We start from the raw sequence: 25,926 nt of genomic DNA on the forward strand, positions 1-25,926 counted from the left end.
TTCAGACGGCGGGCGCTGAACTTACAACGGAAGTAGATAATAAGCACAGAAAAATCCGGAGTTTTAAAAAAGGATGTAGTCGATTAGTATGCATGCTTATCCTGCTTGCAAAAGAGTTTTCATATAATAGCCCCCTGAATATAGGGGTATGTCAAGTGAAATAGTAACTGGTCACCCCGTTTTAAAAAAAACCGCAAACTAGCACCAAAAGCCGGGTAGCTAAGCAACTGAGTGAGTAGTTATACTATTTTTCTATTGGATTGGTATGCTACCATCTGCGGAATACGAGATAAGAGAGACGCTGTAGTGTCTGGCTCTAGACTGCCACCAATATGCACTCGCTGTGGTATGTTTTGTTAGAGCTAATGCGCTTCATCCCAATTCTCACCGCAACCCACATCAACTAGTAATGGTACATCCAGGCTTGCAGCGGCAGACATCCTATTGCGGATAGTTTCAATACTGGTTTCCAATTGTGACTCTGCAACTTCGAACACCAGTTCATCATGCACTTGCATAATCATTTTAACATCGGGTCTACTGTCTCTAATCCAGTTGTGGCAGGCAATCATGGCGCGTTTAATAATATCAGCAGCCGTACCTTGCATGGGGGCGTTAATGGCCGTGCGCTCTGCATATTGGCGTAAGGCTGCATTACGGGAATTAATTTCTGGTAAGTACAGACGCCGACCAAACAAGGTTTCCACATAACCTTGTAGTTTTGCCTGTTCACGAATGCTGTCCATATACTGTTTTACGCCCGGATAGCGGGCAAAATAAAGATCAATATAGGCTTGTGCCTGATTGCGGGATAAGCCTAGTTGTTGTGCTAAGCCGAAAGCTGACATGCCGTAAATTAAACCAAAATTAATGGCTTTGGCAGAACGGCGTAAATCTTGTGTTACCTGAGAAATATCTACTTCAAATACTTCTGCCGCAGTTGCACTATGGACATCAACTCCTTGTGAAAAAGCCGTAAGCAATCCTGTATCGCCAGATAAATGCGCCATGATGCGTAGTTCAATTTGCGAGTAATCTGCAGCAACCATTTTATATCCTTGCGGGGCTATAAACGCTTGCCTGATTTTACGACCCTCTTCACTACGTATCGGAATATTCTGCAAATTTGGGTCTGAAGAGGACAGACGGCCCGTTGCTGCAACAGCTTGATGATAAGAGGTATGCACTCGTCCAGTCTTACTATTGATCTGTTGTGGCAGTTTATCCGTATAAGTCGATTTAAGTTTGCTCATACTGCGATAATCTAAAATAAGTTTGGGTAGAGGGTAGCTTAATGCCAATTCTTGCAATACCGACTCATCCGTAGAGGGTTGGCCTTTTGGAGTTTTTTTCAATACCGGCAGATTCAGGCGGTCATACAAAATTTCCTGTATCTGTTTCGGAGAACCCAAGTTAAAGGTAGAGCCGGCAACATCGTGAGCATGTTGTTCAATACCCAAGATACGATTAGCCAGCTCCATACTTTGTTGGGCCAGCATATCGCTATCGATCATCACTCCGTTTGCTTCAATCTGAGTAAGCACATCAATTAACGGAATTTCTATCTGCTGATATAAATCCCATAAACGCGGTTGTTTTTGCAGTTGCTCAGACAGAGTTTGATGTAAACGTAAGGTAATATCAGCATCCTCAGCAGCATATTCAGTCGCCTGTATTATGTCGACTTCCTGAAAACTGATCTGCTTTGCTCCTTTGCCGGCAACATCTTCATAATGAATGGTGTCCTGCCCCAGATAATGTTTAGCCAGATCATCCATATTATGTTTACTGGCGGTACTATTCAAAACATAGGATTCAAGCATGGTGTCGTGGCCGATACCGCGTAAGGAAATACCGTGATTACTGAGTACATGCGCATCATACTTAAGGTTTTGACCCAATTTGGCATGGGTGGCATCTTCCAGTAACGGTTGCAAAGCGGTTAACACTTGTTGCCGATCAAGTTGTTCGGGCGCATCTATATAGTTGTGCGCTAAAGGTACATAGGCCGCCTGACCAATATTAATGGCAAAGGAGACGCCAACAATTTCCGCCTCACTGTAATTAAGACTGGTGGTTTCGGTATCGAAAGCGAACAAGTCTGCATTTTTTAGATTTTGTAACCAGCCATCAAACTCAGTTTGCGTAAGAATAGTCTGATAATCTTTATGCTCGGGAGCAACTGGTAAACTGGGAGTCGTTTCAGCTTTTACGGCTGTTTCACTGGTTTGCCCTTCAAAGGTTTTTAACCAACTGCTAAAGCCCAAACTACCCAATTGCTGTTTTAGGGCGACGATATCCGGTTCACCACGTTTTAAATCGTCCAACGTATAGTGATTGGCAATATCGCAATTGATAGTTGTCAGCTGTTGCGACAAAGGTAAGGTAGCTAAGCTCTCTCTAAGATTGTCACCTATTTTGCCTTTTATTTGCTCAGCATTGGCCATCAGATTATCTAAACTGCCATATTCCTGTAACCACTTGGCCGCTGTTTTTGGTCCAACTTTAGGTACGCCGGGTATGTTATCCACAGCATCGCCCATCAGAGCTAGATAATCTATGATTTGATCTGGCCTTACTCCAAATTTTTCTATTACCCCCTGACTATCCAATACCGTATTGGTCATGGTGTTTTCCAGAGTAATCTGCTCGGTGACCAATTGCGCCATATCCTTATCGCCTGTGGAGATAATAACTCGGAAACCTTCCCGCGCTGCATATTGAGCCAGACTACCCAATACATCATCCGCCTCAACGCCATCTTCAATTATCAAGGGTAAACCCAAGCTACGAATTAAATCGTGCAAGGGTTTTATCTGTACACGTAATTCATCGGGCATGGGTGGGCGATGCGCTTTATACTGATCATATAAATCATGACGAAAGGTTTTACCTGGTGCGTCAAAAATTACAGTGAAATAAGGTGTGTCGTGATCATGCAGTAATTTGCGTAGCATATTTGATACGCCGTAAATTGCATTGGTAGGTTCGCCTTTAGCATTGTTCAAAGGGGGTACTGCATGAAAAGCTCGAAATAAAAACGACGAGCCATCTACTAGAATAAGTTTTTTTGCGGAAATATCAGACATTAAAAATCAGCAAACAGAGTAAGATTAAGCTAACGATACAGGGCTAATACAATAGCTGCAAGTATAGAATGAAAACAACTCAATCAGTTAGTGTGATCAATATATGCCGCATAAATTTTGTGTCATGAACAATAGCAAAGTAATATTATTCATGCATAGCGATTTTGAGCTTGACTCTTTAACGTTATCAGAAAAGAATGACAACTGCATTAATAATCGCAATTAATACTCATGATCCCAGGTAAACTTTATATCATTTCTGCCCCATCTGGCGCTGGTAAAACCAGTCTGGTTAAACAACTTATTGCTGATACTGAGCAACTGGTCGTATCCGTTTCGCACACCACGCGGGCTAAGCGCAGTGCTGAAGTTAACGGTATTGACTATTTTTTTGTTCCAGTTGAGATGTTTACAGATATGATTGCTAAACAGGCTTTTCTGGAACATGCTCAGGTTTACGATAACTTTTACGGGACAGCACAACAAACCGTAGAAGCAAATCTGGCTCAAGGTCTTGATGTTATTTTGGAAATTGATTGGCAAGGTGCTGAGCAAGTTAGGCGCATGTTACCAGAAAGTATTTCTATATTTATTTTGCCACCATCGATTGCGGTATTAAGACAGCGTCTACAAAATCGTGCTCAGGATGGCGAAGAAATTATAGATAAGCGCATGCGCGCAGCGGTTGCAGAAATGAGCCATTATTGCGAATTCGATTATTTGTTGGTGAATGACGATTTCGAAATCGCACTGAATCAGTTGAAAAGTATCATTCATGCAAATCGTTTGTTACAACTGCGTCAGCAACAGTTACTCAAGCCGTTGTTGGATAATCTTCTTAATTAAAACTATATAATATTTCAAAATCGACAATGAAAAAAAATAACAGTATGCAAAAACTTCTGATTTTATTACTCATACCTGTAATGACTGTTTTCCTTAGTGCTTGCTCGGACGATAAAACTGAGAATGCTTCGGTTGAGAAACCCGCTCAAGCTAAACACGCCAAAGCAAATCATATTGATCAAGGCGAAGCCAGTGATTCGGTTAAACAAAAATTTGAAAAGCAATTTGCCAAAAATTGTGTGGCTAGAGAACTAAAAAACTCCATTAACAAAGATGTTGATGAAAAACGCTTTTCAGATTCCTGTGAATGTATTGCTAAAAAAATTGCTGAAGATTTATCCGATCTGGATGCGGAAAAATATTTACAAGAACACGAAGATACTCAAACCTTGGAAATCAAGTTTGATCATGCTGCATACTTCTGTTTGCAAAGCAAGCCACAACCAAAAGGCCCGCATTTGTTTGGCAAAGAATAATTACCCTGTTGGTAATAGTTAGGCCAATCTGCACGCTCTGTTATATTGCTTGCCAGCCGTTTTTGATGCACTAACGGCTGGTAACGATAGTCTATAAATATATACAGCATACTGTAGGCTGGATTTTACTTAGTTTAACTTAGCCTACACCTAATCCATACATCTGATGATAATATATTTAAGTTGTTGATATAAAAATATTATCCTGAAGTAAGTGCCATTCAAATCATTACTCTTTATAATAAACCCCATTCATTTCAGCATTCCTTAAGCTATGACCCAAACTCAAGATTTATTCGCTCAAGCCAAAAAATTTATACCCGGCGGCGTTAATTCGCCTGTTCGTTCTTTTAGTGGGGTGGGTGGAACACCAGTTTTTTTCGATCACGCTCTAGGTGCATATATATTTTCTAGTGATAAGCAGCGCTATATTGATTATGTCGGTTCCTGGGGGCCAATGATACTGGGGCATGCGCATCCAGAGGTGATTGCTGCGGTGATACAGAGCGCGGAAAAAGGTTTAAGCTTCGGTGCTCCTACTGAAATTGAAACCCTAATGGCGGAAACGGTCTGCGCATTATTGCCCTCTGTTGAACTGGTTAGGATGGTTAGTTCTGGTACAGAAGCTACCATGAGCGCATTGCGATTGGCTCGAGGTTACACAGGCCGCGATAAAATCGTCAAATTTGAAGGTTGTTACCACGGACATTCCGATTCGCTATTAGTTAAAGCCGGTTCTGGTGCTTTAACATTGGGAGTTCCCAGTTCTCCTGGTGTACCCGCTGCTGTAGCCGCTGACACTATTACCCTTAGTTATAATGATAGTGAAGCTGTGTTGAATACCTTTGCACAGCTTGGTGAACAAATCGCCTGTATTATTGTTGAGCCTGTGGCTGGCAATATGAATTGTATTCCGCCTGAACCCGGTTTTCTGGCTTGCCTGCGTCAAGTTTGTGATCAATACGGTAGTGTGCTGATTTTTGACGAGGTGATGACCGGATTTAGGGTGGGCTTGCAGGGAGCACAAGGGCTTTATGACATAAAGCCGGATTTAACCACTCTGGGTAAAATTATTGGTGGTGGTATGCCTGTAGGTGCTTTCGGCGGTAGTCACAAAATAATGGAATATCTAGCGCCTCTAGGACCAGTCTATCAGGCAGGTACGTTATCAGGTAACCCGGTTGCCATGGCAGCCGGATTAAAAACTCTGCAATTAATCAGCGCGCCTGGTTTTTATGCAGAGCTTAATGCCAAAACCAGCCAATTACTACAAGGTTTGCAACAGGCGGCGGATCAGGCTGGCGTAAGTTTTACCAGCAATCAGGTAGGAGCAATGTTTGGTTTGTTTTTTAGTGCCGAAAAAAATATCAGCCGTTACGCGCAGGTCATGCAATGCGATCAAGCCAAATTCAAACAATTTTTCCATGCCATGTTAGCGCAAGGGGTTTATCTGGCACCGTCAGCATTTGAAGCGGGATTTGTCTCTGCAGCACATAGTGAAGCAGATATTCAGGAAACTATTAACGCTGCGCGTATTGCATTTAGGCAATTGTAATGACTATAACATTGGGTTGGTTATTACTGGCCGCTTGTGGTGGATTAATAATTAGTCTGTTGCTGATTAGAAAACGGTATAACCAACTGCGTGACAGCCTACAACAAGCACAGGTTGCTATAGCTGTTGCCGAAGAAAAATTGACGCGTCTGGATATTACAGAACAGCAATGTGAGGCACTACAACTGCAATGTTTGCAATTACAAACTGAAAAGACTGAGCTTAATACACGTATTCAGGAACAACAGAATAGTACCGTAGAAAAAATACGCTTACTTCAGGATGCCGAACAACAATTAAAAACCCAGTTTGAAAATCTGGCGCATAAAATTTTTGAAGAACGCGGCAAACAATTTAGCGAACAAAACAAACTGAGTGTCGAGAACCTGATTGCGCCCCTTAAGCAACAAATTGGTGATTTTAAGCAGCGTGTTGAAAGTGTTTACGATAACGAAAGTAAGGACAGGATTTCCTTGCGGGAAGAAATTATCTCGCTACGGCGCGATACCAGCAAAATGAATCAAGAAGCATTAAACCTGACTAAAGCTCTAAAAGGAGATCATAAACTTCAGGGAAACTGGGGAGAAATGATACTGGAGAAAGTGCTGGAACAATCGGGCTTACGTAAGGGTATAGAATTCGAAACACAGGGAGCCTTTCGCGATGAAGATAACCGCTTATTTAAGCCGGATGTGATTATACGTCTACCCGATAACAAAGATGTAATTATTGATTCCAAAGTGTCGCTACTGGCCTATGAACAATATTGCTCAATCGAAGACGATCAACTACGTAAAGAAACCTTAAAACAACATACTGAAGCAGTCAGAAATCATATAAGAAGTTTAAGCAATAAAGACTATTCCAGTCTGAAAGGTTTACGTTCTCTCGATTTCGTCTTGTTATTTATGCCGATAGAGGCTGCGTTTATGGCCGCCTTTCAGGCAGATGAAACCCTTTTTAACGAGGCGTTTGCACATAAAATTGTAGTGGTTACTCCTACTACCCTACTGGCAACCTTGCGTACCGTTCAGAATATCTGGCGTTATGAACAACAAAACGAAAATGCGCGCTTACTCGCCGATAAGGCGGGTACTTTGTACGAAAAAATCCGTGGTTTCGTAGAAGAAATCGATAAACTGGGTAACCAGATCAATACCGTTCACAAAACATACGATTCGATAGTGAATAAACTCAGTACCGGGAATGGTAATCTGTTGCGTCAGGCTAGCAGCTTTGAAGAACTGGGTGTAAAAATTAAAAAGAAATTACCCAAAAATTTAACCGAACAAATGCTGGATGATGAGCGAGAAGAATAACGGTAGTTATTCAGCGTTATATTATTGAATTAAAATCAATGGATTATAGAATGTGCTGAACAAAATGAAGCGCATCTGTCGCGATAGATGCGCCTCCTTGTATCGGCACATCCTATCCAGGCTTACTTTTACAGTGAATAGTTAGGGTAAGCCTTATACGCAACTCAAAACCCGCAGGTTTTGAGTTGCTTCCTGATAAGCTTTGTTATTATTGAAGAAGATTTAAGGCTTTTTGAGCCGCTTCTTGTTTGGCTTCACCTTCAACAGCGTTAACTACACCACTTGCAGTAGGTGTGGGTGGTGTCACTGTAGTCGGTAAACCAGTAGCGTTTGTTAAGCCAGTTGCGCCATTAGATAAGTTATTTAATTGTTGTGCTTGATTTATAGCATTAACACCTTGTTGAACAGGTGCTGGAGCAGCATTTACTACGGCTTGTTCACCTGCATTTTCAACAGCCTGAGTTGCAGAGTTTAAAAACGACTGCGCCATACTGTTACCTGAAGCCAGAAATAATAAACTGGATAAAATAATTGCTTTGTTACGCATGGATAGGTTCCTCAAATAAGAATACTAGGGCTAAATAGAGTATTGTAAAAAGCTAAATTGAATGTTTCAGCTGAGCTATGGAGTCAAGATATTGAGTTTAGCAATTCTGACTGCGTAATTAGTATAGACGCTCCTGTTAAGAGCGCCATGAGTCAGACAAGTTCCCGCTTGCTATTTAGCGTCCAGCGATACGTTGTAGACTTAAATTTACCAACTCCTGAGCTCGTTCCATTCTATCGGCTTCAGCATAGCAGCGCAACTCCGGTGCGTTGCCAGAAGGTCGCAGATGAATGATTTCACCATTTTCAAAAGTCAAACGTAAGCCATCGGTAATATCTTGATGAATCACTGCACCCAGACTTTTGCCCCATAAACTTTGGTAAGCCAGTTTATCGCTTTGCAGTCTATCCAGTAAGGCACGACTATTAACCACTGGAAAATCTTGTAAGCGATTACTAGCCGTATAACGGTGTGGTAAATCGGTCAGTAAGGTCGAAATTTTGCTGCCATGCTGCTTGGCCATAGCCAATACAGCTAGAGCCGGTAAAACGGCATCACGCGTTGGCAGAGCGGCTAAAGATTTACCACCAACACTTAAACCTTCTCCAGCCAAAAACCCACCATTGGCCTCAAAACCTGCCACACTGCGGCTACCGTTAGCTTGGGCTTCTTCCATGCCAGCAATGACATAAGGTGAGCCGATTCGGGTGCGTATTACCTTTTCAAACCAGGCCGATGCCTCAATAGCGGTATTGCAACTGACTGGGGTAACTACAGTATCGGCCGCTAAAAATTTGGCACATAATAAGCCAACGATATCGCCACGTAACCAGTTGCCGGTTTCATCAGCAATCAACGGACGATCACCGTCGCCATCCGTAGAGATAATGGCATCAAGACCATGTTCTGCAGCCCAGCCTAGCCCGCGCTGGAGGTCTTCGTCACTGACTGCTTCGGTATCAATAGGTACAAAGGTATCCGTTCGTGCCAAACCAATAACGGTTGCTCCCAGTGCGGATAGTATTTCGCGTAGGCAATCTCGGGCAGCACTGGAATGTTCGTAAATACCAATACGTTGCCCTGCCAGTAACTCAACTGGGAATAACCGTAGATAACGTTGCACATATTGTTGTATTGCAGCGGGATTAACCGTGGGTAGTTCGGTATCCCCTGTATTGCTTGCTATTTCCACCACGGCAGCACTGATAGCCACTTCATCGGCTTTACTGATTTCACCTTCAGCCCGGTAAAATTTAATACCATTACGATCAAAAGGAATATGGCTGCCGGTAATCATTATTGCCGGAATACCTTTAGATAAGGCATACCAAGCCAGTGCAGGGGTAGGCAATACCCCGCAAAAATCTGCTATGCATCCTGCCTGACGAATAGCCTCTGCACAAGCCTTGACAATTTTAGGGCTGGAAGGGCGCAAATCCATACCTAAAGCAATTTTTTGCCCAGGTTTGCCTAAATCAAGGCCTTGTATAAAAGCCAACGTATAGGCAGCGCATACCTCATCGGTCATGGCAGTCACTAAACCGCGTGCGCCACTCGTGCCAAAAGATACCCCGCTTTGAGACATCATTTCTTGAATATTGATTGTTTTCATAGCTTTAGTTTGTGCTGGGTTTGTGTTAAATAAGGTGAGAAGCGCAGGCCTGTTGTTAAATGTCAATGGACTGTAGGATGTGCTTCACGAAGTGAAGCGCCTCTATCGTGATTGATGCGCCTATTAGTTTCGGCAAATCCTATAAAAACTTAACTTTACGCCGAATAGTTACAATTTCCCAAGTATTGTCCATTTTTAGTGATAACTTGCAAATACAGTAATTATATCGACTCTTATACATTCCCGATACTATTAACCCAATTGTCAGTCTGCGTTGGCTGGCGATAGCCGAAACTCAGCAAATTCATTCACTACTAGTCATCAGTAAGGCTAGTAGATTTATAAGTAGTCACTTAGTATTAAAACTGACAAAAGTTCTATCCCTGTAAACTGATAATTGTCGGCTTTGCTACATGGACGCTAAAAACCACATAAAATCTGCAAATTGTTTATCTGCTTATTCCTTGTTTAGCTTGGGCTTTGTACGGTTTTAAACAGACTGGCAAGTGTTTTGCTTTATAAACAATAAATACTTTTATCATTAGAATTTACAGGGGAATTGAGCGCATGTTACTAGAAAAATACAATAGCCAAGGGCTGTTATGGATTACCACCTTAGTGGGCAAAACTACAACACCCGGACTTTCAGCATTTCGTGGCGATTTGATCATAATTGAAGGTGCGTTACACGAAGGTTCAACCAACGTACACGACAGAAAAACCCCGGAGTTGGTTATTAATCAGGCTGCGGTATTAGCAGATAGTGACAAAATTCTGTTTATTAATGGCTTATTTTACAAGCTGGAACATCTGCCAATCTTTGTAGAGAAATATAAAGATGCCTTAAGTGCCGATACCGTGGCCTTGTTATATGTGGAAAACATTACTATCCCCATGCAGATAGTTTATGCAGATATAACCTTTAAATTATTGCCTTATAAAGAGGGTATGGTCTGGAATGAAACCCTGGAAGCACTGTATATTGAAAAAGCCGATCTGAAAGGGCAAACCGCAGAAGATAAAGTGATTACTATGTACAACGAAGCTAAAGGCTTCAAAATTAAAACCGCACCCATCAGTCTTGAAGACGGCCTAAGTCAAACCATAGAAGTTAAAAAAGATTTAAGCGGCGGCCCGGTTTAAATACTGAATCCGCGACTTTATAGAGAGTTAATCCGTATGAAAAAATTCGAAGTTATTGCTGTTTCCGCTTCAAAACAGCTGATTGCCGAACAGCAACCCATGATACTGGATTGTCGCGATTTGAAAGACTATAAAGCCGGACATATCGACAACGCCATGCATGTGCACGAGCAACTACGCGATAGTTTATTGAAGAAAGGCGATAAACACAGACCCTTGCTGATTTATTGCTATTACGGCCATGCCAGCGAACATCTGGCAGAAATGTTTGGAGATTTCGGTTTTCAGCAAGTATATAGTCTGGCGGGTGGATACGCCGAGTGGAAACAACATAATTCAGTTTAAAGGTGATGTTATGCAACAATTATCAAGAGACTCGGCTTTGCGTATTGCCCTGGCTTCACGCGTACTGCCTGGTGTTGATGTGCAAAGACTTATCGGTATTTTGCATAGTAAAGTGGGTTCGCCACTGGATGATGAAAAACTCAAATCAATTACGGTAACCAATCTCAAAACCGGCATTGGTAGTTTAGACGGTGAAGAAGATGGTGAAGATATTGGCATCGGCCTGGAAAATATCAAGCTGGCAGTACGTTATTTATGGGGCGAAGAAGAAGGCGATGAAGATTTGCCGCAGGTGCAAGCCTACAAAACTGGCGATATTCCAGAGTCCATTCGTATTGCCATTGCTTCAAACAGTGGCTCTTTGCTGAATGGACATTTTGGCTCCTGCATTCGCTTTTTAATTTATCAGCTAAGTCAGGACGATATGCGCTTAATCGACATTCGTTCTACTGTAGAAGCTGATAGTGCTGATGATAGAAACTTGTTTAGGGTTAATTTAATCAATGATTGTCAGGTGTTGTTTGTACAATCTATTGGTGGGCCGGCAGCAGCAAAAGTTATCCGTGCCGACATTTACCCTATCAAAGTGCCAGAGGTGATTGCAGCCACGGCACAGTTACGCGAGTTTCAAAAAGTATTTGCCGCGCCGCCACCTTGGATGGCAAAAGTATTGGGTAAAACCGCAGAAGAGCGTAAACGTTTTTCACATCATGAAGACGATGTAAAAGCGGAAGGATAATTTACATCTGCGGTATACCGTTCGTGGTGAGCTTGTCGAACCATGAAGGGTATACCGCACGCTATAACCTCCAAGTTTTCAGCTTTCCCACCGTGGTCATAAGTAAACTGCTAAGTTGCCTAAGACTTAAGAGTGTCCGATATTCAGCTAATAAATCATAAGAATGGCCTAACAGCCTATTTTGCACCCTTATGTTTAAACTCAAACGCAGACAACATATCATTTGCCTTAGCATCTCGATCTGTTAGTGGGTCCAAATCAAAACGGGTTTCGATCAGCTTAAGAATAGAGGTGGTGTCATATTCGGTATGATCGACAAACCCCTTTTTAGCATAAGGCGAAATAATAATGGCCGGAATCCGTGTACCTGGCCCCCAGCGATCAATAACAGGCGGTGCCACATGATCCCACAAACCGCCGTATTCATCCGCCGTAATAATAATAGCCGTACTCGGCCAAATGGCACTACTACGTACCGCTTCAACAATTTCCTGAACTTCCTGATCAGCCGCTAAAATGCTCGAATAACCAGGATGCTCGTTTTTAGCACCAACTGGTTTATAAAAGGCCACTTGCGGGAAATTGCCCTTTAAATCAGACAATAACCGGCTTCTATCCAGCAAATGTTCCGCGCGTGCTGCCGAATCTGGTGCGTAATTGGCATAAAACACAAACGGTTGATGATGGTATTGAAAATCATCATCCGATTTACGCCCGGCTACAGCATCACCCCAGCCACCCGCATACCAAGCCCAGGAAACGCCTTTGGCAGTTAGCCTGTCGCCAATAGTGGCCTGATATTGCAAAGGCAAGCGATTATTGGCATGTTCTGTATCGTAAGGTGGATAAGTGGGTTGAATAGTTCCAACTGCATAACCATCGGAAGTAACCGATGGATCACCCGTAGGTCTACCAGTAGTAGCATCAATTTTCCACTGCCGTAATTCGGGTGGTGCATCTTTAAACTCGGGTGTGCAGGCACAAATTAACCATTGATGATTGAGAAACGATCCCCCAAAAGCGGCCTGAAAAAAATTGTCTGCCAGCGTATATTGCTTGGCATAATTCCACATGGCTGTACCCGTTACATCATAGTAACCCTTGCTTAATGCGCCCGCAGAGGATAATTGCGCAAACCTATCATTACGTCCTGCATTAATCTGCATTTGGTGGATAAAAAATCGGTGGGTTAAATCGGGGTGCTTTTCATCAGGCTTAATATAATCTGCAATATTAAACGACTTATTGGGCAAATCTGCTGGGAAATGGCTGTCAATATTCTTGCCATCCATCACTGGCGGCAAAATTTTATAAGGCCGACCAAATTCATCCACCTGTAACGGTGCATTTTTGGCCTGAGCCAAACCATTAGCTCCCGGAAATTTACCATACAAACTGTCAAAGCTGCGATTTTCAAGATAGATCACCACAATGTGTTCGATGTTTTCCAAGCCTTTTGGCTGCGCATGGCTTGCAATTGGAGACAATAAGGCTAAGGAACTGAAAAGGAATGCGGTTTTAACGGGCGTCATAATTTATTCCGTTTGGACAGTAGCTAAAACAAGAAATGGGTGCGGTTATAATAAACTGGATTTATTTTTTCGGTAAATTCTTTGCGGATAAGTAGTGTTAGTAAGTTAAATTTTGATTTGTTGGGATAGAAAAGTTTTTTGACAACTAACATTTATATTTGGCTAGTAAATTCCAATAAATCTATGTTTTCTATGCCATTCCAAATGCTTTTGATTAGGTCTATATTCTGGTTTTATCCAAGATAAGTTTATTTGCTTTGTATGGTATTCTGTCAACGCAACTTGGTTAGGAGATTGCTCAGAAAACATGTTGTTAGCTACTAATATTTCAAAATTATCACCAATTGACCATAGTCCCTGATCAAAAGCCCAATGATGATTACGGCATAATGCCAATCCATTAGATATATTATCGTTTTTACTATTAGCGAATTGGTGAATATGGACTGCTTCAACTAATGCAACTCCCGATGGCAATAGCATTTTTACATTACAAAGCAAACAAGCGTATCTATATAATTAATCCTTCTTCAATTTGATCAAGAATGGCAAGTATTAATAGTGGCTTATGTGGAGCAGGGCTTTTGGTTGCTCGATCAACGCGTAACTTTGTAAGTTTTTTTAACCAATGATCGAGCATGGATTTTTATCAATTTGATGTTTTTATACCCTAAAAATTTAGGTTATATCTATCGGTAACGCCATAATTTAAGTCTTTATCTTTGCACAATGAAGGTAATGGAGCAAATAATATAAAAATTTTATAACTAAGCCATACTTTAAATACATTGCACATAACAGAAATAATTTATGTGGTGAATGGTAAAGTATGATTAGAGTAACGCTGGAGTATAACAATGAGTAGCACTATTCACGCTGAAGTACATGATCAACTGTGGCAACAGACGCAAACATTGGTAGAACAGGGTTGGGCCGCTAATGTTCAAGAAATAGTAATTGAATCATTGTGTAGATATTTGGAATCGCATCACTAATTTTCGTAATGTTCAGAGATTAGATTTCGAGATGTAATTGCGCCTGAATAAGTATTTTGTATATTTTGATTGCGAATTGTATACAGATAATACAAACTCCTATCTCATCTATTTTACGCAAAAAACCTAGTAAAGGATCGTTGAATAATTGCGCAACGAACATTCAAAGTCGGTAAAGTGTTGACACTGAATGTGGAGAAGTGAAATCAGACTTTGAATTTATTTTATGCAAAAGCGACAAACACAGTAAAATTTAACCAGAGTAAGCAGCAATCGTTTTTTAATAAGGTAATTAATATGCACATGCAACAGCGGATTATGCAGGAGCTAGAAAGCATTCCGGAAGGAAAACTTGCAGAAATTTACGATCTAATTCATTATTTTCGTCTAGGTATAAGTAGCGAACAAAAAGCTGAAAGCTCACAAGTAAATGACATAGCAGGCAGTTTAGAGGCTTATGCTTCCTCTTATGTACCCACCGAAGAAGTTAAGCAACAGGCATGGCAACTCACTCTAGATGAAAAATACAACCGTACTTGATACAAACGTTATTCTGCGTTATTTGCTAAATGACCACCCAAAATATTTTCAAATAGCCAGTGCGTTTATGCAAACTATAAAATGCGGCGAGGCAATTGCATATGTTCCAGAAAGTGTGTTGGCTGAATGCGTTTATGTGCTTCTAAAAGTATACAAAGTACCTAAGTCTAAAGTCTGCGATATTTTGATCCAGTTTTTAAAGTATCAGGGTATCAATCAAGAAAACAGTTCAGTTCTCTTGGACAGTCTAGTATTGTTCTCCGATCATAATGTTGATATTGTTGATGCAATTGTTTACGCAACTGCACGGCACCATAAATGGGAGCTAGTTAGTTTCGACAAAGATTTTCAAAAATTTCTGCGAAAATAACTTACCTGATGCTCCTAACCTCACAACACCTCTTTTAGCCGCTGATAAATCCCGCCAAAACTGCCATTACTCATCAATAATACATGGCAAATACCACCCGTTTCAGCTTGAATTTTATCGATAATGGCATCCAAACTATTACAAATTTCTATATTCTGCGCATATTGCAATAACTGGGTTAAATCCCAGCCCAGATTATCGGGTTGGTAAACAATGGCAACATCCGCTTGTTGCAGTGATTCTGCCAACGATTGGGTATGTACGCCCAAGCGCATGGTGTTGGAACGTGGCTCGACTATGGCGAGTATCTTCTCGTTACCGACTTGTTTGCGTAAACCATCCAAGGTAGTTTTAATGGCGGTGGGATGATGGGCAAAGTCGTCGTACACTTTAACCCCCTGGCTGCTGATGATCAGCTCCATACGCCGTTTTACATTTTGAAACTGATGTAAAGCTTCTATAGCTTGTGCCGGTAGGATGCCAATATGCCGGGCAGCGGCAATGGCCGCCAAGGCGTTGTAAACATTATGTTGCCCGGTCAAGGACCAATCAACACTGCCCTGGCTTTCACCTTTAAAACGGATGCTAAACTGGCTGCCATCGGCTTTAGTTAAATGCGCTTGCCATTCTGCCGGGGCGTCTATGGCGGTTTTTACTACCGGTGTCCAGCAACCCGTGTTAATAACATCTGTGATATGTTTTTCGCAATCTGGGGCAATTACCAAACCTTCACCGGGAATGGTACGCAGTAAATGCTGAAATTGTTTTTTGATAGCATCGATGTTCTCAAAAATATCGGCGTGGTCGTATTCCAGATTATTTAAAATGGCGGTACGTGGCCGATAATGCACAAATTTAGAACGTTTATCGAAAAACGCGCAATCGTATTCGTCGGCTTCAATTACAAAAAAATCCGACTCGCCAAGCCGCGCAGAAATACCAAAATTTAACGGAATGCCGCCAATCAAAAAGCCGGGCTTAAAGCCGTTATAGTCTAATATCCAGCTTAACATGCTGCTGGTGGTGGTTTTACCGTGTGTGCCTGCCACCGCTAAAACCCAGCGCTTTTGCAGTACATGTTCGGCTAACCATTGTGGGCCGGATATATAAGGCAAGCCGCGATTTAACACCGCTTCCACTTCTGGGTTGCCGCGCGATAACGCATTACCAATCACCACTAAATCCGGTTGGCAATTAAGATTCTCTGCTTTATAACCACTGAGTAATTGAATGCCCTGCTCTTCTAGCTGGGTACTCATGGGTGGATAGACATTTTGATCAGAACCACTGACTTGATAGCCCAGTTCGCGGGCAATTAAGGCTAGCCCGCCCATAAACGTACCGCAGATGCCAAGAATATGAATGTGTAGGGGTTTGGGCTGCGCTGTCATTTAATTTTATCTTCTGTAGTGGGGGTTTCGGTTTTTGGTTCTGTGGCGGGTTTTTGTTCACCCTCAGTACTTTGTTCGCCTTCTGGTTTGGTTTCAGTCTTCGTTTCTGTGCCTTTAGCGCCAGCCGTTTCCAATAATTTAATGATATTATCACGGCCCAGTTTTTTGGCTTTGTCCATGATTTTTACATTTTGCAAATCCGCGGCATTAACATTGGCTCCTGCGGCAATTAGCAAATTAACAATATCCGGACTACCAAAAACCACGGCATCACTTAACGCAGTAGCACCTGCTTTGTCAGCCAGGTTTACATCCGCACCATAGGCCAGTAAGGTTTTCACTATGCGTACATTGCCATTAAAACTGGCAGCCATCAAGGCGGTTCTGTCCAGTTCTGTCTTGCTGTTAACATCGAGTCCTGAAGCCAGCATGTTTTCGACGCGTTCCAGTTTGCCGGCAATGGCAGCTGCAAATAACTCCTTGGCATCGGCTGCAAACACAATGGGAGACAACAGTAAAAAGAATGAAAACAGTGCTGTTTTTTGGGTCATAGTATTTGGTTTCTTGCGTTTAGGCATAAGTTGCGTTGAAATAGCCTTATTGAATTCCACATCATCTATCAATGAGCGAAAAAAACAAAATTTTAGTTGAGGCTGTTCCCTATTACATAGAAGCACAATCCTCACCCGATCAAAATCGTTATGTATTTGCCTATACCATTACCATCACCAATGTAGGTGGTGTTCCTGCACGGTTGTTAACCCGGCATTGGCTGATTACGGATGCCAATGGCAAAATTCAGGAGGTCAATGGCGAAGGTGTTGTTGGCGAACAACCTTATCTTACCCCCGGCGATTCTTTCCGCTATACCAGCGCGGCAATGATAGAAACCCCGGTGGGAGTGATGCAAGGTAAATATCAGATGATATCTGATAATGGCGAAAACTTTAGTGCACTCATTCCCAAGTTTACGTTATCTATTCCGCGAATTTTACACTAATGGCGATTTATGCGATTGGTGATGTGCAGGGTTGTTACGATGAATTACGACGCCTGTTGGATTTAATTAAATTTGATCCAGGGGTTGATCAAATTTGGCTAGCAGGCGATTTGGTTAATCGTGGCCCTAAATCACTGGAAACCCTGCGTTTTGTTAAAGGTTTGGGTGAGTCAGCGATTACGGTATTGGGTAATCATGATTTGCATTTGATAGCGACTGTCGTTGCAATGGGAAAATCTGGAAAAAAAGATACCTTAACGCCCATTTTGCAAGCAGCCGATTGTGCTGAATTAATCGATTGGTTAAGACGTCAACCTCTGTTTTATCACAATCAGCAATTTTGTATGTTTCATGCAGGCTTACCACCACAATGGGATTTTGAGCTTACCCAGAAAATGGCTAAAGAAGCAGAGCAGGCTATGCAAGGTAGCGATTACGAACGCTTTTTTAAAAGCATGTATGGCAACAAACCCGCTGTTTGGCAGGATGATTTGCATAAAACCGATAGGATGCGGTTTACCATTAATTGTTTAACGCGCTTACGTTATTGCACGGCGGATGGTGTGATGGATTTTTCGCAATCAGGCCCGCCGGGTAGCCAGCCCACTGGATTAATACCGTGGTTTGCCGTGCCGGGTCGTAAAAGTCTGGATATGCGTATTATCTTTGGTCACTGGTCAACGCTGGGCTTTTATCAAGGCCATAATTGTTATGGTATTGATACAGGTTGTTTATGGGGTGGGCAGTTAACCGCCTTAAAGTTGGGTGAGCAACCGCAAGTTTATGCAATCGATTGTCAGGCTGCGCAAAATCCATTTTAATTAGGGCCTATCAATCAAGGTCAAACAGGGGAAATCATGACTAATAATGCTCAGCTTCGCTGGGGTATACTCGGCGCTGCCCGTATCAACGAACGTTTGATGCCGGCCATTATTGAAGCAAATAATGCGCAACTTATTGCTATTGGCAGTCGCCGTGCGGGTGCCGCTGCAGAAACGTTACATAAATATGCCCCCTGCTATCCAGAAATTAAAGCTTATGATGAACTGGATGCCATACTCACCGATCCAAATATTCAGGCCGTGTATGTCCCCATGGCTAATCAGGAACATGCTGCTTGGACTTTACGTGCCATAGAACATGGCAAACATGTGTTGTGCGAGAAGCCATTGGCTTTATCTGTCGCAGATATCGATGCTATTGAACAGGCTGCCAAAAAGCATAATGTTACCGTTATGGAAGGCTTTATGTATCGCTTCCACCCGCAACATCAGCGCGTTAAAGCGTTGCTGGATAGTGGTTTAATTGGCGAAATTCGTTCAGTACGTGCCTGTTATTCTTTTATGATGCGCCCGGCGCGCATGTATCGGTTGGCCGAGGATGTCTCGCACGGTGGTGGCGCAATGTGGGATATAGGCTGCTATGCCATCCATTCCTTGCGTCAATTTTTTCAGCATCCACCGCAAGCCGTCACTGCTCTAAGCAAATACGTGGAAAGTGGTGCCGATATTTCCACGAGCGGCGTGCTGGATTATGGTGATGGCAAATTTGCCCAGTTCGATTTTAGTTTTGAACGTGCCAGACGTTGTGAGTACGAAATTATTGGTACTCAAGGCGGCATAAAATGTCATGTGGTGTGGCAATTACCGGGCGATGTGCCGGTTATTTCCTGGTGGCATGAAGACGGTCGCTCTGGCGAGGAACGTTTACCCGCTTCAAATCATTTCCGGCTGGAAGTAGAGCATTTTAGTGATTGTGTGTTGCAAGGCAAACAGCCCGCTCTGTCATTGGCCGATGCCAGAGAAAACTGTCAGGTTATTGTTGCCGCTTTGCAATCGGCAGCTACGGGGCGGCGGGTTGAGATTTAGTGGTAGGAGTAATTCGGTTGACCATAAAGTTCAACGGTTCTTCTGCGTTTTGCCAATCCGCGTTGAGGTAGATAAAAAATCAGTGTGCGCCATCAATAAGTCTTTTAGAGAGGGGCGCGCTAACCCCCTTATAAGCCTCCATTCCGCGAATCAATGAGCTCGTTACGTTATTCAGATTCCGAAATTGCCGCCATCTACCGGGTAATTGCCGAGCGTCGTGATATGCGTCATTTCAAGCCTGATGCAGTTGATCCAATTATTTTGGCTAAACTGCTGGCTGCTGCGCATCATGCCCCTAGCGTTGGTTTAATGCAGCCCTGGCGCTTTATTCGCATTACTGATGCTAATTTGCGTCAACATATTTATGATTTGGTGCAGGAAGAACGTTTAAATACTGCTCAGGCGTTAGGTGAGCGTGAGGATGAGTTTATGCGCTTAAAAGTGGAAGGCATAATGCAATGCGCAGAAGTGTTGGTGGTGGCCTTGTGTGATCAGCGCCAAGATTATATTTTTGGTCGCCGCACTTTGCCGGAAATGGATTTGGCTTCGGTCAGTTGTGCAATTCAGAATCTATGGCTGGCAGCACGCGCAGAAGGCTTGGGACTCGGCTGGGTATCTATGTTCGAACCCGAAAGTCTGGCTAAATTATTGCAAATGCCTGCCGATGCCAAGCCAGTGGCGATTTTGTGTTTGGGGCACGTTGATGCTTTTTATCAGGCTCCCATGTTAGTGGAAACTGGCTGGAGTAAGGAAAAGCCGTTATCCGAGCTGGTATCTGAGAATACCTGGAAAAGAGATTAAAGGTTTCAATAAAATTAAAAGCATAAAAAATCAATAGAGTAGGATGTGGTGAGCGATAGCGACCCGCATCAATCGTTATCGATGCGCTTCCCGTTGCACGGCACATCCTACAGACTATTTTCATACTATCTGGAGTAAAGATGTCTGTACAGTTAATACTGGGTGGTGCTCGTTCTGGCAAAAGCCGTTACGCAGAAAAGTTGGCACTGGCTTCTGGTATGCCGGTGACCTATATCGCGACTGCTCAAGTATATGATGATGAATTTGGGGAACGAGTAGCCAGACATAAAGCGCAAAGACCAGCTGAATGGAAAACCTTAGAAGTGCCGCATTATTTGGCAGCATGTTTACAAGCTAATGCAGCCGAAGGTCAGTGTTTGCTAGTGGAATGTCTGACCTTATGGTTGGCCCAATGTATTTGTCCAGATTGTCTGCCGCCGGAAGGTATCGATTGGCCTGCTCAGCGCCGTTTATTATTAGAAAACTTGCCAAACCTACCAGGCAAAATCATTATGGTCAGTAATGAAGTGGGTATGGGAATAGTGCCGTTGGGAGAAATCAATCGGCAATTCCAGGATCAGGCTGGCTGGTTAAATCAGGCCTTGGCCGAGATTAGCGATCAAGTGACTTTCGTTGCTGCGGGTTTGCCATTGCAACTAAAATAAACAGTTCAGGTTTGGAGAATATACCAGCCTAGGTGGAGTTTTTGTCGTGATTGATGCGGTTCGCTTTCGCTCACCACATCCTACTTTTTATTATTGTGGTGGGTTAGTTATTGATTCTGATACTCCACCTGCACGTCTTGCCCATTAACAATCAGCTTGGTTACGCTGGCATAAGCAATCTGTATTTTTAAAGCTTGTTGTAAGTCTTCATACAATATCTGTGCTAACAGGCTGCGTATCACACCAGCATGAGTAAATAGAATACAGCTTTGCATGTTATTCGCTGCACAAAGATCAGCTAAAAAGTGTTGGGCACGTGCATGCAAATCTTGAACGGATTCACCTTGGGGCGGGGCATAGCCAGTGAGGTTTTTTGTCCAGGCATCCAATTCGGCTTTAGGGATTTGTGGCCAGGCCAGCATCTCCCAGCTACCAAAATTGAGTTCTTGCAGGCGCGCATCCTGAGTCACTGTGTCAAAATTTAAAGCCTGTGTCATGTTTTCGGCCAAATGCAAACAGCGTTTTAAGGGGCTGGAATACACTAAGGGCTTTTCCAAATGCTTAAGTTTATTTTGCAAGCGGGCAAATTCTTCGCTAAAGCTGTCCGCCAATTCTATATCGGTTTGTCCGTAACAAATGCCGGGGCTAATAGCGGGTGTGGTATGTCGAACTAAATAGATTTCCATTTATGGCAAACTCCAGGCCAATATGCCAAGATAAAACATCACTTCGGTTAATTGTTGCATGGCACCTAAGCAATCGCCTGTATAGCCACCTATGCGTTTTTTTAGTTTGGCACTAAAAAATAGCCAGATCAGCGTTACGGGTAATAAGGCCCATAATAAATGCACGGGTAATATTATTAAAGGTAGTAACCCAAACACACTGGCAAGCAAAAATTCGCTACTGCTTAATTCTGTTGCCAGTGGTTTGGCTTTGCCTTCACTACGAACATAATATTGTGTCATCATAACTAGAATGGCGGCATAGCGGCTTAAACTATGAGCGACCAATAATACCCAGGGTATCAAATCTGGCGAAATATGACTAAGGCTTATAAATTTGGTCAACAGTATTAACATCAGTGCTGTTGCACCATAGCTGCCAATGCGTGAATCTTGCATAATTTGCAATACTTGTTCTTTACTCCAGCCACCACCCAACCCATCAATGCAATCGGCTAACCCGTCTTCGTGGAAACAACCAGTAATATAGATACTGCTGATCATGCTAATAATAACGGCAATATCGGTTGGGAAAAATTTAGCGCTTAGCCAGTAATTAAAGGCAGTTATGCTACCGATTAGTAGTCCGACTAAAGGGAAAAATTTAGCGGCGCGGTTAAGCTCTGCTTCTTTAAAGTCAGCCAGTGCCGGAACCGGAATGCGGCTAAAAAAGCCCACCGCCAGCAATAAATAACGCCATTCCTGTTTCATGCTGAGTTTAAGCCCCGACTGACCTGTGCCGCATCAAAAGAGGCCATATCATTTAAAAAACTGATAGCGGCTTGTAACAAAGGTAATGCCAGAGCAGCACCTGTACCTTCACCTAAACGTAAGCCTAAATTCAGCAAAGGTTTGGCATGTAAATAGTCCAGTAATAATCGGTGTCCAGCCTCATCTGAGCAATGCGCAAAAACACAATAATCTAATAAATTGGCCTGCATTTTAGTGGCTACCAATAAGGCGGCACTGGCGATAAATCCATCAATCAGGATGACTGTTTTTTTTGCAGCGGCTCCCAACATGGCTCCTGCCATCATAGCGATTTCAAAGCCGCCAAATGTAGCTAATACGCGTACATAATCGTTTGCATCAATCGAGTGCTGTTTGATAGCTTGAGTAATAATAGTGGTCTTTTTTTGCAATCCTGCATTATCCAACCCAGTTCCTCGTCCTGTACAGTGAGAGACTGGTAAGCTAGTTAAAATCGCCATTAATGCTGCTGCCGAAGTGGTATTGCCTATCCCCATTTCGCCAAACCCTAATACTTGGCTGCCGGCAGCAATTTCAGCCTGGGCCAGAATTGCGCCTTGTTGTAAGGCTAGTTCACATTGTGTCAGGCTCATGGCCGGTTTGGTGAGAAAGTTAGAAGTACCCATGCCAATTTTGGCATTAATCAGCTTAGGGTGTGCCGGAAATACATAGTTAACCCCACTATCGACTATGCGCACCTGCATGCCATTTAATTTGGCAAAGACATTGATACCAGCACCGCCTTGTAAAAAATTGCCAACCATTTGTTGTGTTACCGCTTGCGGATAGGCGCTTACACCGGCCTCGACGATGCCGTGGTCGCCAGCAAATACCATCATTACTGGCTGATTGAGAGTTGGGCTAAGGGTGTTTTGAATGAGTCCTAGCTGTAAGGCCAGAGTTTCAAGCTGTCCCAGTGATCCCAGTGGTTTGGTTTTATTGTTTATTTTGTCCAGCAGTGCAGTTTTAAGTGCGCTGTCCAAACTTGCAATGGTAAACATACGATTGATTTTGCCGGAGTTAAGGTTATGGAGCTAAAACAAGTGGTGTGCAGATTTAGAATTATGCCCCACACCCCGTTTAAACGCTATTCGAAATACACAAACGCAGCGGTAAGGTATTTTTTGCGTGCTTAATTTGTTTAATCTGCTTAGAATTGCCAGCTTTTTAAGAGCCATAGAAGGTTTTTTGACAAGGTTTAAACCAATAATTTGTTGAACAAACTGCTATCTATGGTTTGCCAATATACGACTTTCGGTAGATACTTCTTTTTTTAGATACACTATAGTTATTCAAATCGGAGATTAAATAATGACTTTAAAATCAGTCCTGACTATCAAGCCAGGTATGTTTGCTTTAATGCTATTGATGGCCGCTACTCGTTTCCACCATTTTGGTACTGCGTTTGCCTTGCCAGATGCATCTTTAGCGGTGTTCTTTTTGGCTGCTTTTTGGTTGGGTGGGCGTTTTTTCTTTGCAGCGTTGCTGTTGGAAGCTGGTGTAATTGATTATTTGGCTATTACTCAGCTGGGGGTTAGCGATTATTGTGTTTCACCTGCTTATGTATTTTTGATTCCTACTTATGCTGCAATGTGGTTGGGTGGTCAGTATTCTCGCCAATTCAAAGCGTGGTCTATATCAAATGCACTAAAACAATGTTTAGTTTTAATGGGAAGTACTTCTGTGGCATTTATGATTTCCAACGGCAGTTTTTATTTGTTATCTGGGCGTTTTGCAGAACTATCTGTGGCAGAGTATTTTCAGCGTGTTGGTCAGTATTACCCCTCTTATTTAGGTGGTGCTTTACTGTATGGCGTTATGATTATTGGTTTGGTGGCTGTGGTGAAATTAATCCTACAGGAAAAGGATAGCCACGAAGCAGTTTAAAAATATTTAGAAAGCGTTAACTTCAGTAAATCGATTCTAAGCTGAGGACGCTCGGATAAAGAATTATTTATAGACATATGTTGGGTGAGACCTCGGTCGTAGCCCAACGCGTCACTTTAAACTAGAATAAAACCTACTTAACTGCTCGTATCAGCTTGATCATATCGGTGCTGGCGGGATCTATAAAGATTTTTTGAAATGGGCAAGCTTGCACATTTTTAACGGTTTGCCGATTAATATTGGCTCCAAAAAGGGCCACGATTAATGGATTCATCATATTCATAATACCAGCTATGGTTTTATGACTGCTTAATACATGTTCAAGCAATAGTAATTGGCCACCCGGTTTTAATACCCGATGTAACTCTTTCAGTCCTTTTCTGGGTTGTGGTACTGAGCAAAATACAAAGCTGGCTATCACCGTATCAAAACTGTTGTCTGCATAGCAGATAGATTGCACATCCATTTGTGCAAGATCGACAAATATTTGTTTTCTATCGCGTTTTCTTTGGGCTTGAACCAGCATTTTTGGGCTGAAATCGATAGCTGTCATGTAGGCTGAGCGTGGGTAAAAATCGAAGTTTTTGCCGGTACCAACCCCTACTTCCAATATATGTGGGCCTGTTGCTTCGGCCCACAATTTTTTTCGGAAGCGGCGAAAAAACAAGCCTTCCATAAATCCTTCCAGACCGTCAAACCACGGGGCAAGACGGTCATAGCGTCGGCGGATTTTTTCGCCTTCGTTATACATATTGCTGTTTTAGTTTTGAACTTGTTGAATACCGTCCAGAAACCATTTAGTTTGCTGGCTGTTTACTGGTTTTACGAAGTGCCATACTTCTTTTACTTGTTCGGCTTCGCTTTCGTCTTCACGCATCAGCGTGTCGAATAATACCGTTGCCTCCAGTTCATTTCCGACTTCACGAACAGCTAATAATTCAGCGTGAACTTTAAGTACTTCTGTTTTATTAGAGCTACTTGCACGTAATTGATCTTGGATTTCTGCAAAAACTTTGTCGGTTGATAAGCCGCGAATGGCCGCTAAATCTCGTGCATCCCAGGCCGCTTGCAAATGGCGAAATGCTCTTTCCGCACCCGCTAAAAAACCTTGTTGATCGAAACTGGCAGGCACACTAACAGGCGCAGCATTTTTACCTCTGAATAACAGATCGGTATCAAAGTTACGACTTGATGCTGATGAACCTTGATTGTATACAGTTTCATGTTCTTGAACACTATTTCGGGCATAGGCATTAGCTACTGGTTGTGCTTGTCGAGCAGTTTTGGCCGCAAATACACGGTAGAGCAAGTAAATAACCCCAGCAAAAAGCAACATATCCATAAAGTTGATATGTTCAAACGCGCCGCCAAAAAACATCGAGCCGAGTAAGCCACCCAACGCCAGACCACCTAGCATGCCCATCAACCCTCCCCGATTAGCAAAGCCTTGTCGTGCCGTCTGATTTTGGCTGGCTGCGGCTGCAGGTTGCGCAGGTGAACGAGATGGTTGGCTGAAAGAATTTGAGCTGCCTGATCCTTGATAAGGCTGGCTATAACTGGGTTTGCTGCCAAACGAGCTACCGCCACCAAAGCGTTTGGCTTCAGCTTCATGTACACTGGCCAACATTAAGGTCATGGCGACTAAAAAGCTAATAATGATACTGTTTTTCTTGTGCATAAAATAATTACCTTAAAAAAATGGAAAATGCAGACGGATACTCGAACTACAAT

Annotated in this window: 28 protein-coding genes; 16 read left to right on the forward strand and 12 right to left on the reverse strand. The window is 42.8% G+C overall.

The genetic code is table 11. The features are described from left to right. Window positions 1–362: 362 nt before the first annotated feature. The gene (gene polA, locus ABH008_RS02120; RefSeq protein WP_347988222.1) at window positions 363–3,089 is read right to left on the reverse strand and encodes a DNA polymerase I; all 2,727 of its coding nucleotides are present in this window, start codon (window positions 3,087–3,089) and stop codon (window positions 363–365) included. Between the two features lie 231 nt (window positions 3,090–3,320). On the opposite strand from polA, the gene gmk reads away from it, so the two are divergent. The 4 genes from gmk to rmuC all read left to right on the forward strand — a co-directional run bounded on the left by gmk (window position 3,321) and on the right by rmuC (window position 7,285). Continuing rightward, window positions 3,321–3,935: a guanylate kinase gene (gene gmk, locus ABH008_RS02125; protein ID WP_347988223.1), complete on the forward strand. Its 615-nt coding sequence runs from the start codon at window positions 3,321–3,323 to the stop codon at window positions 3,933–3,935. Window positions 3,936–3,961: 26 nt separating this feature from the next. Next, complete coding sequence (locus ABH008_RS02130) at window positions 3,962–4,411, forward strand: hypothetical protein (RefSeq protein ID WP_347988224.1); 450 nt, start codon at window positions 3,962–3,964, stop codon at window positions 4,409–4,411. 274 nt (window positions 4,412–4,685) lie between these two features. Next, window positions 4,686–5,966: a glutamate-1-semialdehyde 2,1-aminomutase gene (hemL, locus tag ABH008_RS02135; protein WP_347988225.1), complete on the forward strand. Its 1,281-nt coding sequence runs from the start codon at window positions 4,686–4,688 to the stop codon at window positions 5,964–5,966. Next, window positions 5,966–7,285: a DNA recombination protein RmuC gene (gene rmuC / locus ABH008_RS02140; RefSeq protein ID WP_347988226.1), complete on the forward strand. Its 1,320-nt coding sequence runs from the start codon at window positions 5,966–5,968 to the stop codon at window positions 7,283–7,285. Before hemL ends, rmuC begins: the two co-directional genes overlap by 1 nt. A 208-nt stretch (window positions 7,286–7,493) precedes the next feature. Here the strand turns inward: rmuC and ABH008_RS02145 are convergent, their stop codons facing one another. Together ABH008_RS02145 and ABH008_RS02150 are read right to left on the reverse strand one after the other, a co-directional pair. Next, window positions 7,494–7,832 carry a hypothetical protein gene (locus ABH008_RS02145; RefSeq protein WP_347988227.1) on the reverse strand — a complete coding sequence of 113 codons (339 nt, stop codon included), beginning with the start codon at window positions 7,830–7,832 and terminating at the stop codon, window positions 7,494–7,496. A gap of 175 nt (window positions 7,833–8,007) precedes the next feature. After that, on the reverse strand, window positions 8,008–9,444 hold the full coding sequence (locus tag ABH008_RS02150; RefSeq protein ID WP_347988228.1) for a phosphomannomutase: 1,437 nt from the start codon (window positions 9,442–9,444) through the stop codon (window positions 8,008–8,010). Between the two features lie 567 nt (window positions 9,445–10,011). On the opposite strand from ABH008_RS02150, the gene ABH008_RS02155 reads away from it, so the two are divergent. The 3 genes from ABH008_RS02155 to ABH008_RS02165 are packed head-to-tail and all read left to right on the forward strand — an operon-like array spanning window position 10,012 to window position 11,671. After that, window positions 10,012–10,587 carry a hypothetical protein gene (locus ABH008_RS02155; protein WP_347988229.1) on the forward strand — a complete coding sequence of 192 codons (576 nt, stop codon included), beginning with the start codon at window positions 10,012–10,014 and terminating at the stop codon, window positions 10,585–10,587. Between the two features lie 36 nt (window positions 10,588–10,623). Then, a complete protein-coding gene (locus ABH008_RS02160; protein WP_347988230.1) occupies window positions 10,624–10,932 on the forward strand; it encodes a rhodanese-like domain-containing protein in 309 nt (102 codons plus the stop codon). A 10-nt stretch (window positions 10,933–10,942) separates the two neighbouring features. Beyond that, the gene (locus tag ABH008_RS02165; RefSeq protein ID WP_347988231.1) at window positions 10,943–11,671 is read left to right on the forward strand and encodes a dinitrogenase iron-molybdenum cofactor biosynthesis protein; all 729 of its coding nucleotides are present in this window, start codon (window positions 10,943–10,945) and stop codon (window positions 11,669–11,671) included. 176 nt (window positions 11,672–11,847) lie between these two features. Here the strand turns inward: ABH008_RS02165 and ABH008_RS02170 are convergent, their stop codons facing one another. Continuing rightward, window positions 11,848–13,203, reverse strand: coding sequence for an alkaline phosphatase family protein (locus ABH008_RS02170; RefSeq protein ID WP_347988232.1), 1,356 nt, complete (start codon window positions 13,201–13,203; stop codon window positions 11,848–11,850). 162 nt (window positions 13,204–13,365) lie between these two features. Then, window positions 13,366–13,704: an HNH endonuclease gene (locus ABH008_RS02175; protein ID WP_347988233.1), complete on the reverse strand. Its 339-nt coding sequence runs from the start codon at window positions 13,702–13,704 to the stop codon at window positions 13,366–13,368. A gap of 356 nt (window positions 13,705–14,060) precedes the next feature. Between ABH008_RS02175 and ABH008_RS02180 the strand changes: the two genes are divergently transcribed. The 3 genes from ABH008_RS02180 (at window position 14,061) to ABH008_RS02190 (ending at window position 15,108) form a co-directional block, all read left to right on the forward strand. After that, entirely contained in the window at window positions 14,061–14,198 is a 138-nt protein-coding gene (locus ABH008_RS02180; RefSeq protein WP_347988234.1) for a hypothetical protein, read from the forward strand. A 297-nt stretch (window positions 14,199–14,495) separates the two neighbouring features. Beyond that, window positions 14,496–14,738, forward strand: a complete 243-nt coding sequence (locus tag ABH008_RS02185; RefSeq protein WP_347988235.1) for a hypothetical protein — start codon at window positions 14,496–14,498, stop codon at window positions 14,736–14,738. Then, window positions 14,716–15,108 (forward strand): PIN domain-containing protein, encoded by a 393-nt coding sequence (locus ABH008_RS02190; RefSeq protein WP_347988236.1) that lies wholly within the window; start codon window positions 14,716–14,718, stop codon window positions 15,106–15,108. The genes ABH008_RS02185 and ABH008_RS02190 overlap by 23 nt, the downstream gene beginning before the upstream one ends. Window positions 15,109–15,128: 20 nt before the next feature. Here the strand turns inward: ABH008_RS02190 and mpl are convergent, their stop codons facing one another. Together mpl and ABH008_RS02200 are read right to left on the reverse strand one after the other, a co-directional pair. Beyond that, a complete protein-coding gene (gene mpl / locus ABH008_RS02195; RefSeq protein ID WP_347988237.1) occupies window positions 15,129–16,499 on the reverse strand; it encodes a UDP-N-acetylmuramate:L-alanyl-gamma-D-glutamyl-meso-diaminopimelate ligase in 1,371 nt (456 codons plus the stop codon). Next, window positions 16,496–17,050 carry an ankyrin repeat domain-containing protein gene (locus ABH008_RS02200; protein ID WP_347988238.1) on the reverse strand — a complete coding sequence of 185 codons (555 nt, stop codon included), beginning with the start codon at window positions 17,048–17,050 and terminating at the stop codon, window positions 16,496–16,498. Before ABH008_RS02200 ends, mpl begins: the two co-directional genes overlap by 4 nt. Window positions 17,051–17,121: 71 nt before the next feature. Here ABH008_RS02200 and apaG point away from each other — a divergent pair, with 71 nt between their 5' ends. The 5 genes from apaG (at window position 17,122) to cobU (ending at window position 20,833) form a co-directional block, all read left to right on the forward strand. Continuing rightward, complete coding sequence (apaG, locus tag ABH008_RS02205; protein WP_347988239.1) at window positions 17,122–17,499, forward strand: Co2+/Mg2+ efflux protein ApaG; 378 nt, start codon at window positions 17,122–17,124, stop codon at window positions 17,497–17,499. Then, entirely contained in the window at window positions 17,499–18,320 is an 822-nt protein-coding gene (locus ABH008_RS02210) for a symmetrical bis(5'-nucleosyl)-tetraphosphatase (protein ID WP_347988240.1), read from the forward strand. Before apaG ends, ABH008_RS02210 begins: the two co-directional genes overlap by 1 nt. A 36-nt stretch (window positions 18,321–18,356) precedes the next feature. Further along, window positions 18,357–19,367: a Gfo/Idh/MocA family oxidoreductase gene (locus ABH008_RS02215; protein WP_347988241.1), complete on the forward strand. Its 1,011-nt coding sequence runs from the start codon at window positions 18,357–18,359 to the stop codon at window positions 19,365–19,367. A gap of 153 nt (window positions 19,368–19,520) precedes the next feature. Further along, on the forward strand, window positions 19,521–20,168 hold the full coding sequence (gene bluB / locus ABH008_RS02220; protein WP_347988242.1) for a 5,6-dimethylbenzimidazole synthase: 648 nt from the start codon (window positions 19,521–19,523) through the stop codon (window positions 20,166–20,168). 140 nt (window positions 20,169–20,308) lie between these two features. After that, the gene (cobU, locus tag ABH008_RS02225) at window positions 20,309–20,833 is read left to right on the forward strand and encodes a bifunctional adenosylcobinamide kinase/adenosylcobinamide-phosphate guanylyltransferase (RefSeq protein WP_347988243.1); all 525 of its coding nucleotides are present in this window, start codon (window positions 20,309–20,311) and stop codon (window positions 20,831–20,833) included. A 107-nt stretch (window positions 20,834–20,940) separates the two neighbouring features. On the opposite strand, the gene cobC is transcribed toward cobU, so the two are convergent. From cobC to cobT, 3 genes are read right to left on the reverse strand one after another with little or no spacing between them, the layout of a single operon-like run. After that, complete coding sequence (gene cobC / locus ABH008_RS02230; RefSeq protein ID WP_347988244.1) at window positions 20,941–21,519, reverse strand: alpha-ribazole phosphatase; 579 nt, start codon at window positions 21,517–21,519, stop codon at window positions 20,941–20,943. Then, window positions 21,520–22,269, reverse strand: coding sequence for an adenosylcobinamide-GDP ribazoletransferase (locus tag ABH008_RS02235; RefSeq protein WP_347988245.1), 750 nt, complete (start codon window positions 22,267–22,269; stop codon window positions 21,520–21,522). Beyond that, window positions 22,266–23,309 (reverse strand): nicotinate-nucleotide--dimethylbenzimidazole phosphoribosyltransferase, encoded by a 1,044-nt coding sequence (gene cobT, locus ABH008_RS02240; RefSeq protein WP_347988246.1) that lies wholly within the window; start codon window positions 23,307–23,309, stop codon window positions 22,266–22,268. Before cobT ends, ABH008_RS02235 begins: the two co-directional genes overlap by 4 nt. Before the next feature lie 310 nt (window positions 23,310–23,619). Here cobT and ABH008_RS02245 point away from each other — a divergent pair, with 310 nt between their 5' ends. Beyond that, the gene (locus tag ABH008_RS02245) at window positions 23,620–24,195 is read left to right on the forward strand and encodes a hypothetical protein (protein ID WP_347988247.1); all 576 of its coding nucleotides are present in this window, start codon (window positions 23,620–23,622) and stop codon (window positions 24,193–24,195) included. Window positions 24,196–24,328: 133 nt separating this feature from the next. On the opposite strand, the gene ABH008_RS02250 is transcribed toward ABH008_RS02245, so the two are convergent. Together ABH008_RS02250 and ABH008_RS02255 are read right to left on the reverse strand one after the other, a co-directional pair. Beyond that, the gene (locus ABH008_RS02250; protein ID WP_347988248.1) at window positions 24,329–24,946 is read right to left on the reverse strand and encodes a class I SAM-dependent methyltransferase; all 618 of its coding nucleotides are present in this window, start codon (window positions 24,944–24,946) and stop codon (window positions 24,329–24,331) included. 9 nt (window positions 24,947–24,955) lie between these two features. Next, window positions 24,956–25,873 carry a transporter gene (locus ABH008_RS02255; RefSeq protein WP_347988249.1) on the reverse strand — a complete coding sequence of 306 codons (918 nt, stop codon included), beginning with the start codon at window positions 25,871–25,873 and terminating at the stop codon, window positions 24,956–24,958. Between the last annotated feature and the right edge of the window lie 53 nt (window positions 25,874–25,926).

This window comes from Methylomonas sp. AM2-LC (genome assembly GCF_039904985.1).
Classification (GTDB): domain Bacteria; phylum Pseudomonadota; class Gammaproteobacteria; order Methylococcales; family Methylomonadaceae; genus Methylomonas.